General features: G+C 57.8%; 10 protein-coding genes. 3 read left to right on the plus strand and 7 right to left on the minus strand.

The features are described from left to right. Positions 1–262: 262 nt before the first annotated feature. From HBN79_RS20330 to HBN79_RS20340, 3 genes are all read left to right on the plus strand, one after another. The gene (locus HBN79_RS20330; protein WP_169917109.1) at positions 263–2,641 is read left to right on the plus strand and encodes an efflux RND transporter permease subunit; all 2,379 of its coding nucleotides are present in this window, start codon (positions 263–265) and stop codon (positions 2,639–2,641) included. Positions 2,642–2,780: 139 nt separating this feature from the next. Beyond that, positions 2,781–4,163 (plus strand): DUF1329 domain-containing protein, encoded by a 1,383-nt coding sequence (locus HBN79_RS20335; protein WP_130871657.1) that lies wholly within the window; start codon positions 2,781–2,783, stop codon positions 4,161–4,163. 89 nt (positions 4,164–4,252) lie between these two features. Next, positions 4,253–5,866: a DUF1302 family protein gene (locus HBN79_RS20340; protein ID WP_169917110.1), complete on the plus strand. Its 1,614-nt coding sequence runs from the start codon at positions 4,253–4,255 to the stop codon at positions 5,864–5,866. Positions 5,867–5,938: 72 nt separating this feature from the next. On the opposite strand, the gene HBN79_RS20345 is transcribed toward HBN79_RS20340, so the two are convergent. The 7 genes from HBN79_RS20345 to HBN79_RS20375 form a co-directional block, all read right to left on the minus strand. Beyond that, a complete protein-coding gene (locus tag HBN79_RS20345) occupies positions 5,939–7,123 on the minus strand; it encodes an acyl-CoA dehydrogenase family protein (protein ID WP_095018862.1) in 1,185 nt (394 codons plus the stop codon). Then, a complete protein-coding gene (locus HBN79_RS20350) occupies positions 7,120–8,292 on the minus strand; it encodes an acyl-CoA dehydrogenase family protein (RefSeq protein ID WP_095018863.1) in 1,173 nt (390 codons plus the stop codon). The genes HBN79_RS20345 and HBN79_RS20350 overlap by 4 nt, the downstream gene beginning before the upstream one ends. A 99-nt stretch (positions 8,293–8,391) precedes the next feature. Next, on the minus strand, positions 8,392–9,705 hold the full coding sequence (locus HBN79_RS20355) for a hypothetical protein (RefSeq protein ID WP_130871656.1): 1,314 nt from the start codon (positions 9,703–9,705) through the stop codon (positions 8,392–8,394). Between the two features lie 19 nt (positions 9,706–9,724). Further along, positions 9,725–10,228 carry a CS1 type fimbrial major subunit gene (locus HBN79_RS20360; protein WP_232527606.1) on the minus strand — a complete coding sequence of 168 codons (504 nt, stop codon included), beginning with the start codon at positions 10,226–10,228 and terminating at the stop codon, positions 9,725–9,727. Next, the gene (locus HBN79_RS20365) at positions 10,228–10,968 is read right to left on the minus strand and encodes a pilus assembly protein (RefSeq protein WP_095025090.1); all 741 of its coding nucleotides are present in this window, start codon (positions 10,966–10,968) and stop codon (positions 10,228–10,230) included. The genes HBN79_RS20360 and HBN79_RS20365 overlap by 1 nt, the downstream gene beginning before the upstream one ends. 38 nt (positions 10,969–11,006) lie before the next feature. Continuing rightward, complete coding sequence (locus HBN79_RS20370) at positions 11,007–12,254, minus strand: hypothetical protein (protein WP_262372725.1); 1,248 nt, start codon at positions 12,252–12,254, stop codon at positions 11,007–11,009. A 71-nt stretch (positions 12,255–12,325) separates the two neighbouring features. Beyond that, positions 12,326–14,845, minus strand: a complete 2,520-nt coding sequence (locus HBN79_RS20375; protein WP_169917112.1) for a CS1-pili formation C-terminal domain-containing protein — start codon at positions 14,843–14,845, stop codon at positions 12,326–12,328. Between the last annotated feature and the right edge of the window lie 48 nt (positions 14,846–14,893).

Here is a 14,893-nt window from a genome sequence, read left to right on the forward strand (position 1 = left end):
AGGCGGGGGGCCTCTCTACAGACAAGGTCAGGAGCAAATCCTGCCTTAAGCAGCTATCGGCCTCCCCGAAACGCTTTTTGTACACGCCCCGGCATTTTCTTGGGCACCGGGAAAACATACAAGCAGCAGCCTTCGTTCCTCGGCAGCTACAGGGGCAGTTACCCCATCCCTCAAACAGCCTAACCCTTACGGACGATGTTCAAGGCCCGGCCCCGTCTGATTATCGCGATCACTTTCAACCAGTGTGCGAGGGACCGCGAGCATGGGCGCTTTTGTCTTGTCATCGGCTGTGCAACGCTGCGCCGAGCAGTTGATGGCCCGGCGCAAAGCCTTGCTCGGCTTTTTCCTGTTGCTCACCCTGGCCTTGGGCTACAGCGCCACCCAGGTTCGTCTGGACCCCGGTTTCAACAAGCAGATACCGGTGCGCCATGCCTACATGATCAACTTCCTGGACTTCAGCCGTATCTTTACCGGCGCCAATCGCCTGCTGGTCAGCGTGCACTGGAAAGGCGAGGGGGATATCTATAACCCCGAGTTCCTCCAGACCCTGCAAAACGTCACCGATGACGTGTTTTATCTCTCCGGGGTCAGCCGCCCCAGCGTCACCTCGCTGTTTACCCCCAACGTGCGCTATATCGAAATCACTGAAGACGGCTATGTCGGTGATCTGGTGGTGCCGCCGCAATACGCCGCCACCCCCGCAGATTTGCAACAGGTACGCAGTAATGCCGCACGCTCCGGGCAGATCGGCCGGCTGCTGGCCAATGACCTCAAATCCGCGCTGGTGCGCGCTGACCTGCAGGACATCGATCCGAAGACCGGCCAGCCCGTAAGCTACATACAAATTGCCCGTGGCCTGGAAGACATCCGCGCCAAATACGCCAGCGACGATATCGAAATCAATATCGTGGGCTTTGCCAAACTGGTCGGCGACGTGGTCGAAGGGCTGAACACGGTGATGGGCTTTTTTGCCATCGCATTTCTGATCACCGCTGCGCTGCTGTGGTTGTATTCACGCTCGTTGCGCCTGACCCTGGTGGCGCTGTTTGTCGCCTTGCTGCCAGTCGTGTGGTTACTCGGCCTGCTGCCATTGCTGGGCCTGGGTATCGACCCGATGTCGATACTGGTGCCGTTTCTGATCTTCTCCATCGGTGTGTCCCATGCCGTGCAAATGACCAACGCCTGGAAGCAGGAAGTACTGGCCGGAAGTGATTCAGTGAGTGCGGCCAAGGTGGCGTTCAGCAAGATTTTTATCCCCGGCGCGCTGGCGCTGCTGATGAACGCCCTGGGCTTCGGGGTGATCATGCTGATCGATATCCCCATCGTCCACGAGCTGGGCGTCACGGCCTGTATCGGTGTGATGCTGATGATCATCACCAACAAAATCGTTCTGCCGCTGCTCATCGCCCATCTGCAACTCGAGCCGCACCTGATGACGGCCAGGGCGCGCATTGCCAGCTCGCGTCACCCCCTGTGGTGGCGATTGTCGGCGCTGGCCACACCGGTACCGGCACTCTGGGTGTTTGCCCTGAGCCTGCTGCTGCTGGCGGCAGGCGCGATCAAGGCCCGCGAACTGGCCACTGGTGATATCGGCACCGGCGCGCCGGAGCTGCGGGCCGACTCGCGCTACAACCAGGACAACCAGAAAATCATCAGCAGTTACGCCATCGGCCTGGATGTGCTTTCGGTGTTTCTGACCATTCGCGATCGCAGTGAAGCCTGCCTGGATCCGGCCGTCATGCGAGCGGTGGAAACATTCGACTTCAAGATGCGTGAAGTCCGCGGCGTGCAATCGGTGCAGAGCGTAGCGGGGATGAGCAAGCAGGTGATTGCCGGCAACAACGAAGGCAACCCGCGCTGGGCGGCCATCCCCGGTTCCGCCCAGGGCTTGCAACAGGGCGCCTACGCCTATTCACCGGACTCGGGGCTGGTGACGGACGGCTGCCAGAAAATGCAGATCCTGGTGTTCCTGACCGACCACGAAGGCGCCACCGTGGCCCATGTGCTGGATGAGGCCAGGCGCATTATCGCTGCGATTGCCGTGCCGGGGGTGGAGTTCAAGCTGGCGGGGGGCAATATCGGCGTGATGGCGGCGTCCAATGAAGCGGTCAAGCAGGCCGAAGTGGTGATGCTGGCGGCGTTGTTTGTGTCGGTGGCGCTGTTCTGCCTGCTGACCTTTCGCTCGGTGCGCGCAGTGTTGTGCATTCTGGTGCCCTTGGCGATTGTCGCGGTGCTGTGCAATGCACTGATGGCCCTGCTGGGTATTGGCCTCAAGGTCGCGACCTTGCCGGTAATGGCGCTGGGTGTGGGGGTAGGGGTGGACTACGGCATCTATCTGTACGAGCGCATCGAGCATGAGATGGCCGCGGGGCATGACCTGCGCGAAGCCTTCTACCGCGCCATGTGCCAGCGCGGCACGGCGGCGGTGTTTACCGCGCTGACCATGTCGCTGGGGGTGTGCACCTGGGTGTTTGCGCCCCTCAAGTTCCAGGCCGATATGGGTGTGCTGTTGGCCTTCATGTTTATGGTCAACGTGCTGGGGGCGATCTTCCTGCTGCCGGCACTGGCTGCGTGGTTCAACCTGGGCAAGCCGCTGGTGGAACCCGCGATGCTCACGATTGCGCAATCAGCCAGAGCGTGAGTGGGCGCCAGGTTTCAGGTGGGAGCGGGCTTGCTCGCGATTCAGGCGCCGCGATGTATCAGCCAGACCACGTCGATCCAATCGCGGGCACGCCCGCTCCCACCAGTAAATGTGCATGACCAATAAAAAGGAGAACTCCATGGGACGCATCACCCATATGGGCGGCTGGCTGTCAGTTGCCCTGGCATTGCAGGGTTACAGTGCTCTGGCGCTGGCCCAGGCCCCTGCCGACCAGATCACCCGGCTGGGCAAGGACCTGACCTGCGTCGGCGCCGAAAAGGCGGGCAACGCCGCAGGCACCATCCCTGCTTTTGGCGGCCAATGGCTGGGCGCGGCACCGGGGATGAAGTTCGAGGGCACGGGCAAGCATCCCGTAGACCCTTACCCCAACGAAAAGCCGCTGTTTGTGATCACCGCGCAAAACCTCAGTCAGTACGACGGGCACTTGTCCGAGGGGCAAAAGGCCCTGTTCAAACTCTATCCGCAAACATTCCGCATGCCGGTTTACCCTTCGCACCGTGACTTTCGTTTTTCTGACACGGTGTGCAAGGCCACCCTGGAAAATGCCTCGGTCGCCAAACTGGTCGACGACGGCGAAGGCGTGGTTGCCCGCACTGGCGGGGTAGCATTCCCGATACCGCAAAACGGTATTGAACTGCTGAAAAATGCCTCGCTGTTTACCGTGCGTGCCTGGACCGAGGAATACACTTCGGACAACGCCTATGTGCTCAAGGATGGCAATATCAACTGGGGCCGCGTGCACTCGCGCAATATGGCGCCGGGGCTGGAGCCGGGCAAGATTGGCGACACGGTGGGCAATTCGTCTTTCTACCTTAACGAAACCCTGCTGCCACAGCGCGACAAGGGTGAAATCAACACCGGTACCGAGTACTGGAACGACAAGACCGAGCCGCGCCAGAGCTGGCGCTACGATCCGGGTACGCGGCGTGTGCGGCAGTCGCCGGGTTACGGTTTTGACATGGCCTTTCCGGGCTCCGGCGGTTCGATCACCGTCGACGAAGTACGCATCTTCAACGGCTCGGCCCAGCGCTATAACTGGAACATCGTCGGTAAAAAAGAGCTGTATATCCCTTACAACACTGCGCGCCTGCACGCCGGTGACCTGAAGTACGCGAGCATGCTCACTCCCGGTCATATCAACCCCGACAACATGCGTTACGAACTGCATCGCGTGTGGGTGCTCGAGGGTGTGCTCAAGCCGGGTAACCGCCATCTGTACGGCAAGCGCATGCTGTATATCGACGAAGACAGCTGGTTCCCGATCATGGGTGACAACTACGACAACCGCGGCGAGTTGTGGCGCACCTCGATGGTCAATTACTTCTATGCCCCGGAAACGCAAACCTGGCAGGCCGGTGTTGGCCTGTATCACGACCTGAACGCTGGCAGTTATCTGGCCTTCAACCTGATCAACGAACAACGCAACGGCTATGTGCTGAACAAAGGCGGTTTTGCTGCTGGCGATTTTGGCCCCGAAGCGGCACGTCGGGCCGGCAAGTAACGCCCTGACGCCATCCTGCTGTCTGCCACGGGCCCTGCCTGTGCGCAGGTGGCCGGGCGGAGCAAAACAACAATAACAAGGAGCAAGGCATGTTCAAGCAATACACGCGTGTTGTCGGGACCGGTTTATTGTCGGGGCTGAGCGGTCTGGCCCTGGCGGCACCTACCCTCGAGCTGGGCGAAAACACCACCCTCGACTCTTCCCTGACCGTCAACTACACGGCCTCGATGCGTACCGCAAAACCGGATCACGAATACCTGAACAACATCAACTACGATGATGCCACGCGCAACTTCAAGCGCGGCTCGCTGATCAACAACCGGGTCAGCGTATTTGGCGAGTTGATGCTCAAGCACGACAACCTCGGCGCCGTGGTGCGCGGCAGTCATTTCTATGACGAGGTCTACCACCAGCGCAACGACAACGACTCACCGGACACGGTGAACAAGACCGGACGCTACAACGACTTCAGCCAGGACACGCGCAAACTCAGCGGCAGCAAGGCGCGGCTGCTGGATGCTTATGTGTATGGCGACTTTACCGTCAATGATGACCAGTACCTGTCACTAAAGGCCGGGCGGCATCTGGTGGCCTGGGGCGAGAGCCTGTTCTGGCCCAACATCAGCCAGGGCCAGGCACCGGTGGATTCGACCAAGTTCAACGTGCCCGGCACCGAAGCCAAGGATGCCTACTTGCCGGTGGGGCAGATATCGGGCGCGTGGTCGGTGAACGAAGACCTGACCCTGCTCGGGTTCTACCAGTACAAGTGGGAAGAAACCCAGCTCAACCCCGTGGGCGACTACTTTGGCAGCGATACCTTTGGCCCGGGGGCCGAGTTTTTCCGGCTCGCCCCGGGCATCGTCGACCACCTGCCCAACGGGGCCGCAGTCGGCTACGGCGGCTCGGTCAAACCGGGCGACAGCGGCGAGTGGGGCCTGGGCACCCGATACAGGGTGACGCAAAACACCGAGGTCGGCCTGTTTCATTACCGTTATCACGACCGCGTCCCGGCACTGTTCTTCGACTTTACCGGGCAGACCCATTACTCGTCCCTGAACAAAGTGGGTGGCAACGGCAATGGCCCGAGTTACCAGCTGGGTTACTTTGACAACATCAAGCTCACCGGCATCAGTTTCACCACCAAAGCCGGTGATTCGGTGCAATTCGCCGGTGACCTGAGCTATCGCGACGGCGCGGCGGTGTACCTGAGCAACGGTGCGCCGGCGCGGGGGCAGGTGTGGCAGGGAAACCTGAATGCCGTGTACATGATCGGGCCGACGTTTATGGCGCAGCAGACCACCCTGATGACCGAGGTGATGCACCAGCGCATCCAGGGCGTGGATGACCTGACCATTAGCGGTGGCGGGGCGGGCACGGACGGGACTTTCAATAAATATGTGTATGACGGTCAAACACGGGGTTCAAGCCTGTTGGGGATCGGCGCCTATTTCGATCACCCCAGCGTATTCAACGGCTGGGACTTGACCACCAAGGCCACCTGGACCCAGAACATTGACGGCAGTGCCTATTCGGGGTTGGGCCGTGCTGAAAAGCGTCTGACAGTGGGTGGTGATTTCAAGTACCTGGGCAACTTTCAGCTGGGGCTGACTTATGTGGCGTATTTGAGCTCGGCCGATATTGCCCAGGGACGGACAATGGCGGATCGGGATTACCTGTCGTTCAATGGCAAGTACACCTTTTGACCCGGGCCCTCACGGCAACCCTCTCCCGGAGGGAGAGGGGCGGGATGAGAGGGCTTGTGATTCTCAGCCCGTCTACCGGGCCTCCCGCGGCATCCCCAGCGCTCGTTCGGCAATGATATTGCGCTGAATCTCATTACTGCCGCCATAAAGGGTATCCGCACGGGTAAACAGAAACAGCGCCTGCAACCGTGTCAGCTCATAAGGCGCCCCGGCCAGCAACTCGGCCTCTGGCCCCAGTACATCCATCGCCAGCTTGCCCAGGGCCACATGCCAGGTCGACCAGGCCAGTTTGTAGATCGTCGCTTCAGGCCGCAGGCTGCCATCCTGTACCCCGGACAACATGCGCAACGAGTTGTAGCGCAACACCCGCAAGCCGCTCCAGGCCTGTGCGATGCGCTGGCGCAGCACCGGGTCTTGCGCCGCACCATTGGCCTTGGCAATACGCACCACTTCGTCCAACTCATTCTGAAACTGCATTTGCTGGCCCAGGGTCGATACCCCGCGTTCAAACCCCAGCAGCGCCATGGCGATTTTCCAGCCATCACCCGGTTGGCCGATCAGGTTGTCTGCCGAAGCCCGCGCCTGATCAAAAAAAACCTCGTTGAATTCACTGGTACCGGTCAATTGCCGGATCGGCTGTACCCGTATACCCGGCTGGTCCATCTCCACCAGCAAGAACGACAGGCCGCGATGGCCAACACTTCCCGGCTCGGTACGTGCCAGCACAAAGCACCAGTCCGATTCATGAGCCAGTGAGGTCCAGACCTTTTGCCCGCTGATCAACCATTGCCCGCGGTCTTCATCGAAACTGGCGCGGGTCTTTATATTGGCCAGGTCCGACCCGGCACCCGGTTCGGAGTAGCCCTGACACCAAAAGTGCTGGCCCGCCAGTATCGGCGGCAAAAAACGTTGCTGCTGTTCCTGGCTGCCAAAGGCCGCAATCGTCGGCCCTACCAGCCCTTCGCCGATATGGCCCATACGTCCCGGGCCACCCGCCCTTGCGTACTCTTCGAAAAAGATCACTTGCTGGCTGATGCTCAAGCCACGGCCGCCATGCTCGGTGGCCCAGCCAGCACCCACCCAGTGGCCTTGGGCCAAGACCTGTTCCCAGCGCTTGCGCAACCCGGGAGCAAAGTCCTCATCCCCCGGGCCACCGCGAAAGCGCAAAGCTGCAAAGTCACCGCTCAGGTGCTGCTGCATCCACTGCGCAACCTGTTGGCGAAACTGCTCATCTGCTGCGCTAAAACCGATATTCATGTGCACTCTCCGAAAATCTGCCGGGCCAATTGCTCGCGATGAAACGCCGGGGTGCCGAGCATCTGCTCACTGGCCCGGGCTCGCTTGAAATACAGATGCGGGTCGTATTCCCAGGTAAAACCCACGCCACCGTGCAACTGGATGGACTCGGCGGCACACTGGAAAAAGCCTTCGCTGGCAAAAATTTTCGCAGTGGCCGCGGCTTCCCCAAGTTGCTCACGGATACCCGGATCACCATCGATATTCAGGCACTCGGCGGCAATGCAGGCAGCGTAGTAACTGGCCGAGCGCGCGCATTCGATGGCCAGCATCAAATCGGCACAGCGGTGCTTGATGGCCTGGAAACTGGCGATAGTGCGACCAAATTGTTCGCGGCCGCTGATATAGGCCAGAGTGATGTCCAGCGACTGCTGTGCGCCACCGGTCTGCTCGGCCGCCAGGCCAACACAGGCTATCTGCAGCACATCGCGCAGCATCGGCCAGCCTTGCCCGGGTTCGCTGAGCAACTGATCGTCGTGGACGACTACATCGTTCAGGGTGATGGTAGCCAGGCGGCGGGTCTGATCCAGTGTCGGTTGCCACTGGCAAACAATCCCGGGAGTATCGGCAGGCAGTGCAAACAGGCGGATACCGGCTTCGCCGACGCTGCCCGGCGTGCGTGCGGCAATGATCAACAGCTGGCAATCGCTGCCATCGATCACATAGTGATACTCGCCATTGAGGCGATAACCCCCCGCATGGCTCTGCGCATACACCTGCACGGCGCTGTCGTCCCAGCGAGGCGCGCTGGTGTAGGCGAGGCTGGCGCGAATCTCACCGGCGGCAATCAACGGCAGCCAGCGTTCCTTGAGTGCTTCATTGCGACTGAGCAGCAGGGCAGGGGTGGCCAGGCAGCAGGTTGCAAAGAATGGTGTGGGCAGCAGGCAGCGCCCGAGCTGTTCCTGGAGCAGACTGACTTCGACAAAGCCCAGGCCAAGACCTCCATAGGCCTCGGGGATCGCCAGTGCGGGCCAATACAGCTCCCTGGCCATTCGCGCCCAGGTAGCGGTGTCGTACCCCTGATCGCTGGTCATGGCCGTGCGCACCGCAGCGGAGCTGGCCACTTGGTTCAAAAAACGTTCGGCGGATGCCTGAATCATTCGCTGTTCGTCTGTCAGGGCAAGCTCCATATGGGCCTCGTCGTAAAAATACGGATCAAGGCGCCAGCATGAAAGCGCGCAGCACGGGTGCAATCCCTGAGCCGGACTAGTCCGTTTGATTAGCCCGAGTCAGATTTCGGAGTCCCAGACTACCGTGATATTCCCGGAATACTTGCCTTGCTCGGACAACATCTGCAGGACATGCTGCCTTTGTATTTCAAAATGCAGCGTGGATGGCTTGTTATCGACATAGTGCGTGGACTTGAACAGCAGTCCAGTTGAAGCCCTTAGGGGTTCTCGAGAGACCGAGGAGTCATCATCATTGCCGATGCCATTGGGCATGCTGACCAGAACATCGACTGGAACTGAGTGGCCGCTGCTGGTATTGCTGATTGCGCAGGTATCGCCTACCAACCGGTCACAGGCCAGTTGCATCTTGAAACGTGAGCTGGCAGAAATCATGAAAGGCTGATCCCGAAAAAGTTTCTCGGGCGTGCGGCCATTTTGCATCCATTCTTGCCAACTACCCTTGGGTGTCAGTTCTACTTTATTGCCGCCGGGTGGAATATCCACTTTAAGGGTGTGCTGGACATTAAGCAGGAATTTGATCGTGAGTATATTGTCGCTGGGGAGCATATTGTCTCCCATGTCAATGTCTTGGTAAGGCCCCACGGTATAGTTGATTTCACCATTATAATCACCCGATGACATTCCGAGTGGGTTGGGCGTCTTCATTTCATAAGAGAAGTCCAGGGTTCGATAAGTGAAGTTGGGGATGTCGTACAGTGCTGCTCTACTACAGGTTGCTCCGGAAACAGGTGTTGTCCAGTAGATCGGGATTCCGAACCAGTTAGCGACGAATGTCGTCGCACCAATGCAGGTGCCAGCCCCCCGCCATAAATAACCTCCCACCCATAATTTATTGAGACCATCCGACCAGCTGCTTGCATTGGGTACCAAGGTATGGATGTTCTGTGGTTCGATAGATGTATATGTTCCAATGCCGGTGATACGAACCTGTAACTCTTCAGTTTCCAGCGTTTGAGCATGGGTGACGATCAGAGTACGCCAATCACTGTTTGCCCGAATCATCATGCCTTGCCTGGGGTCTGGGTTGTTGGCAATTATCCGGCTGGAGTTGCGAAAGGAAATAGGGGCGGAAATGCTGATAATGCCTTTATTGATACAGGTTTGAGGCACGTAGCTGCAGTAGTGGCTATTGCTGGGTGTTTTGTTTGTGAATGTATTTTGGTGTGGAAGTGCCGGGTCGGGCTTGAACTCGGCCCGCACATTGACGTTCGCAGCATACACAGGCTGAAGAAAACCAAGTGTCAATACAAAAATGGCCAATACACAAGTTTGCCGATATATTGAGAATGGTACGTTATTCAAAGGAGTGGGGTTGTAATCAATGACAGAGGCCCTGGAGGGTTTATTCTTCATGCTATTACCTGAGTGCTGTTTATTGAGCTGCAGAAGGCGTCGGCCCATCAAACATGATTTGGACACTGCCAAAGTATGCCCCTGGCTTAAAACCTGTTTCAGGCTTGATCGCCTCGATTCGTAAGGGAACCCTGTAACCCGTTTTGGCTTCGTTGTCGGGCACGACCACTGTGTCGGTCAGCGCAAGTTCGTGGCCATTGAACTTGACCCGCAGGCTGATCAGATCCCTTCCGTTGGACAGCATTGATTCATGGCCCAGGCGTGCGGTAATGGCGCCACTGCGACTGCGCACATCGAATGACGCCTGCAGGGGCTCCAGATACCCGCGGGCAAGGTTCCACTTCATTATTTGTGTGCGCTCAAGAAACTGCGACTCCACGGGCAATATATAGAAGTCCGGGGTCGGAATAGTGACACTCACTTCAAAGATGTGTTCTTCGCGCGCTGCAAACCCCGCTTGCATCCAGAGTGCCAGGCTTGCCGCGACAGTCAGGCATGAGATTTTGCACGCAGATAGATGCATCAGCCTTTAACCTCCATGGGTTTATTGTTACTGCCCTCAATCAGGATAAAGCGATAATGACGGCCAGCTTTTTTGGTAAAGCTGAACAGGCGACCCGGCAAGATATGGTTTTTGGTAACGGGCTCGCACTCCAGCGGGTTTTGGACGGAGCAGTCTTTGAATTCATCAAGCAGCATGATGGTATTGCCGTTGTTTTTGACTGAGTACTGTTGTGCGGTGTCGTTTATCTGGGTATCAAAACCGGCGTTTTCAGGGCGTACCACAAAGAAGGTGCCATAGCCTGCGAGCACGTTGATCCCGGCCGACAGGGTTTTTTTATAGGCGTCGGTTTCTTCGGTGGAAAGGGCAAATTCATCTTCTTTTTCCGGCACGACCGGCACAAAACGCACGCGAAAATACCGCTCTTGGTCACGTATCCCCTTGAACAGCAGGCGGGTGCCCTGGGTGCCGCTGGCAGGGATTATCAGCCGTGCCGGGCTGGCGATCAGGCCATCACGCATGGCTGCATTGCCTTGGGTTTTCAGCGGTACTTCTTCTGAAGTGCCGTCGGCTTTGTAGACTATCTCCAGTATGGAGACGCGAACAAAGGCGGTGCTGCCGCCGCCGTTATACACTCGCTTCAAATAGGTGCTTTTATCGCCATCCATATAGTCAAAGACGGTTCCGACGTTGATACTGGGGCCCGCGATGGCACCCAATGAGATACCCCATAGACTGAGTATGGCACTTGCAAGTTTCATGGTAAGTTCCTGTTTTCTCTATTGACTACCCGGGAGTCTTAAACTTCCGAATCCCAGATGACGGTCACATTTCCTTTATAGGTGCCTGCCTGGTCGAGCATTTCATTCACGTATTTCTTTTCGATTTCGAAGTGCAGTACCCCGGTTTTTCCATCCACATATCGGCTGGGCTGGAACAGTTCAGTACCCTGGCCGCTTGTAAGCAAGGGCTTACGGGTGATCGAAGCGCCGTTTGAATCGGTAATGCCGCCGGGCAGACTGACAAATATATTGATCGGCACGTTGTGGCTCACGTTGTTGCTGAGTGCGCAGGTGTCGCCCATGACTCTTTCGCAGCTCAACAGCATCTTGAAACGTGAACTGGCGGAAACACTAAAGGATTGGTCGCTGGCAAGTGTTTCCGGTACTCGAGCTATGAGCAACCATTGATACCAGCCGCCTTTGGGAACCAGATCGACCCTATTACCGCCCGGGGGGATATCAACTTTTAAGGTGTGCTGAACGTTCAGGTTAAAATTGAGATTCAGCACGGAGCTGTTAGGGATCAACAAATCACCCATGTCGAAATCCTGGTAAGGCCCTATTGTGTAAGCCAAGTTTCCGGAATAGTCACCTGCTGACATGCCTAATGGATCAGGTGTCTTTAATTCGTAGGCGAAGTCCAAAGAGTGGTATGCCAACTTTGGGATGTTGTAAAGTGCCTTTTTGGCACAGGTTACATCGGCCTCCGGTGCTCCCCAAAAGAACCAAAAATTTCCACCGGTGTAGAGGGGCGTCGATTTTCTGGTGCAGGGTGACGGCGGTATCGACCAGTTACTTCCGGACCACAGTTTGTTATGCCCGTCCCCCCAGCTTGTCGCACCAGGAACCAGGGTGTGTACGGTGTCGGGGTCAATGCTCAGTACTGTACCAAAACCGGTTATACGGATCTTCACTTCCTCTGTTTCCAGAGTCTGGTTGTGCCTGACGGTTAATGTCCGCCATGCTCCCGGGATTGTCACCATCGCACCTTGACGCGGATCTGTGTGATTGGCTACTACAGGCACCGCAGACCTGAAAACTACGGGGGCGGCGATGCCGAACACGCCTTTGGAAGCGCAGTCAGCAGGGTTGTAATAGCAATATTGACCGGTATTCGGTGTTTTATTCGTAAATACATTGCGATTGGGAAAGGCGGGGTCAGGTTTGAACTCTGCATTTATTGTTATCTCTACCCCGTGAGTATTGGGCGGGGCAACAAGGCCACAAACAAAAATCAATACAATACCGGCAGCGGTTTTTGCCATCCGATTTAGCCTGCGGCTTTGTACCAGACTCAATAAACACTTTACGTTGAAGTCCGCTAGATTGTTCCGCTTCATCCTGCTGCCTCAACATTATTAGCCGATTCTGCCAACGTGTCGGGATGGCAACGCAGGTCGCCGATTTCCAGCACATTGTTCTGCCTGAGGGTTTTGTTGATGTCGATACGGAATTGGCAGAGTAATGCTTCGTCCTTGCGCACTTCCAGAGTGGGAGTGCCGGCGTTCATCTCCATTGAGAAGAAACCGTCCACTTCACTGATGCCGCGGCTGGTGGTGTTGATGATGTGATAACCCTTGAGCGGGTTACCGTCCGCGTCAATCAAGCGGCCAAGAACGGTGACGGTATTCACCACGTTGATCTTGCGGTAGCCCACGCCGCCCTTGTTCAGGTGATAACGGGCGCGAGGTGGCTGGATCGCAGCGGCGGGCACGTGGTTGCCCTGAAAGTCGAAACTGACTGAGCTGCTCTCGTACGCGGTGAGGGGAATATAGTTGCGGCCGGGGCGCAGCATGGTGCTGCCACCGCTGAGGTCATCGGCACGCAAGGCAATGTTGGCGATATCGGACTCGACGTCGACGATCATTCCGGCCCCGCGCCCGGAGGGCTCACTGCTCATGGCCATGGTCAAGCCGCTCAGGGCGATGGTGCTGTCCAGGTTAAGGCCACCGCTTAGGTAGCCGTTATAAGACGAGCGTTGCACAAAGGTATCGGCGCTGAGGCTGTCGGTCAGGAAGGTGGCCCGGCCATTGACGCCCACTCCGTAGGTATCGGTACTTGCGGTGGCAGCCACGCTTTGCAGGACGTGGCCTTCGATATTTTTGCTGTAACTGAGGGAGGCATTGTTGTCACGCTCACCGTCCCGGCCGGTGCGTGACCCCAGGCTGGCTGACCAGCGTTCACCCGGGCCGCCGAGGGCCAGGCTGATGCTCAGGTCGACCCCGCGATTGCGCTTGTTGCCGGAACTGAGGCTGCCGGGTCGATCAAAGACCGACAAACGCCAGTTACCGTCGCTGCCAAACAGGTGCGTGGGTTGCGCCCAGCCCACGTCCAGGCCGTAGCCGCGGCTATAGCCATTGCTGTGGGAGAGGCGGGCACTCAAGGTGCTTTGCAGGCCGAAGCGATGGTTCAGGGACAGGGCGGTAGTGCTGGTCTGGCCCACATAGCTGGACTTTGTGCGCAGGCGCGTGCCGTCCGGCAGGGTTTCGTAGGTGTTACGGGTGTCGAGCCAGCTGCGGTTGTGGTTGAACACGACATTGCCGAGGCCGTAGTGGTACTGGCCGTTAAAGTCGACACCGGTGCCGTAGCTTTGAGTCTTGTAAAGATTGGCATAAAAGGTGAGATTGCTGGCCAGCGTCCAGTCAATGGCGGTGCCCCATTGCATCCTGTTTTTTACCTGGCGCGCAGACAGACCCAGGATGGCGCGCGGGTGCAGCAGGTAATTGAGCGAGGCGCCGGCGGTCATGTCGCCGGTGGCCTGGTCGTCCCAGTTGCTCAGCAGTTTGCTTTCGCGTCCGGCGAACAGGTTATAGCGCCATGGGTCGTCGTAGTTGCGCCAGTTGGACGGTTTATAGATCAGCTCCGAAGACGTGCTGCTAACTCGGCCGTCTTCGACCAGGCGAACCTCGACTTCGTAAATACCGCTGGGCAAGGGGCGGGTATCGAGGCTCTGCAAACCGGCGGCAACCAGCTGGGAATTGATCAACAGGCCGTTGCGGTAGATTTGTGCCGTTGCCGGACGACTGGCGGTGACATACACCGGGTATACGCCGGGTTTGGCTTGATCGATGACCAGGCTGTCGGAACTGCCATACATGATGCCCACTGTGGTATCGGGGCTGGCGCCAAAAGTGCGAATTTGCCGGGTCAAACCTTCGGAGCCTGGAGTGAAATAGCCCAGGCGCAGAAATGTACCTTCCAGTTCACGCTGGGTGTGGGCTTCATAGACAGCATGTTTGAGCTGACTTTGGTCCGGACCATCCATGCGTGTGAGTTGCAGGTTGAGCGTTTGGCTCCAGTGGCCGATGCTGCCGCTGGCCTCCAGGCCATAACGACCGTCAACTTGCTCTCGCTGGCCGGCGGTGAGGTTTAGCTGATTGCGCACAATCAAACCGCCGCTGCCGCCGCTGGGCAATTCGTGATAGCGGCTCTTCTGATAATTCTGTTCCGCCCTGGCGGTCAGCAACGAGACCATGGAGTTTTCCAGGTTGTAATGAACCGCCATTAACTGTTCGGGGCATTTGCCAGTGCAGGCTCCCAGTTGCACTCCTTGCTGGAGAAACTCCGACCAGGTGTCGCGCTCACTGGCCGGAATCTGGCTGGCGTTGAAGTCGGTGAACTCAAGGAGGGTCAGACGATCATCGCGGGTCAGTACGACCATGGCTTCACCCACCAGTTGCGAGTTGCGCTCGACCTGAACGGCCAGCGGTACATCGAAAAGGTGCTCTTCGAAGTCAGCCGGCAAGCCTTTGGCCTGGGCAAGCAAACTTCGGGGTGTACTGACTTCTGCGGCTGCCATTGATGCTGCAGGGAACAACAAGGCCAGCGTCACCGCGATGCGAGTCATCGGGAACATAAACGCAATACTCTAATAACGGACAGTCAATCCAGAAGAGGCGCCCGG

It is taken from the genome of Pseudomonas sp. WS 5051 (assembly GCF_012985715.1).
In the GTDB taxonomy this organism is placed as follows: Bacteria; Pseudomonadota; Gammaproteobacteria; order Pseudomonadales; family Pseudomonadaceae; genus Aquipseudomonas; species Aquipseudomonas bubulae.

What these genes read in the sequence shown, in the direction of transcription:
- HBN79_RS20365 (WP_095025090.1), bottom strand. Translation starts at nt 10,968, where the DNA reads ATGAAACTTGCAAGTGCCATACTCAGTCTATGGGGTATCTCATTGGGT.
- HBN79_RS20370 (WP_262372725.1), bottom strand. Translation starts at nt 12,254, where the DNA reads ATGGCAAAAACCGCTGCCGGTATTGTATTGATTTTTGTTTGTGGCCTT.
- HBN79_RS20360 (WP_232527606.1), bottom strand. Translation starts at nt 10,228, where the DNA reads ATGCATCTATCTGCGTGCAAAATCTCATGCCTGACTGTCGCGGCAAGC.
- HBN79_RS20355 (WP_130871656.1), bottom strand. Translation starts at nt 9,705, where the DNA reads ATGAAGAATAAACCCTCCAGGGCCTCTGTCATTGATTACAACCCCACT.
- HBN79_RS20340 (WP_169917110.1), top strand. Translation starts at nt 4,253, where the DNA reads ATGTTCAAGCAATACACGCGTGTTGTCGGGACCGGTTTATTGTCGGGG.
- HBN79_RS20350 (WP_095018863.1), bottom strand. Translation starts at nt 8,292, where the DNA reads ATGGAGCTTGCCCTGACAGACGAACAGCGAATGATTCAGGCATCCGCC.
- HBN79_RS20330 (WP_169917109.1), top strand. Translation starts at nt 263, where the DNA reads ATGGGCGCTTTTGTCTTGTCATCGGCTGTGCAACGCTGCGCCGAGCAG.
- HBN79_RS20335 (WP_130871657.1), top strand. Translation starts at nt 2,781, where the DNA reads ATGGGACGCATCACCCATATGGGCGGCTGGCTGTCAGTTGCCCTGGCA.
- HBN79_RS20375 (WP_169917112.1), bottom strand. Translation starts at nt 14,845, where the DNA reads ATGTTCCCGATGACTCGCATCGCGGTGACGCTGGCCTTGTTGTTCCCT.
- HBN79_RS20345 (WP_095018862.1), bottom strand. Translation starts at nt 7,123, where the DNA reads ATGAATATCGGTTTTAGCGCAGCAGATGAGCAGTTTCGCCAACAGGTT.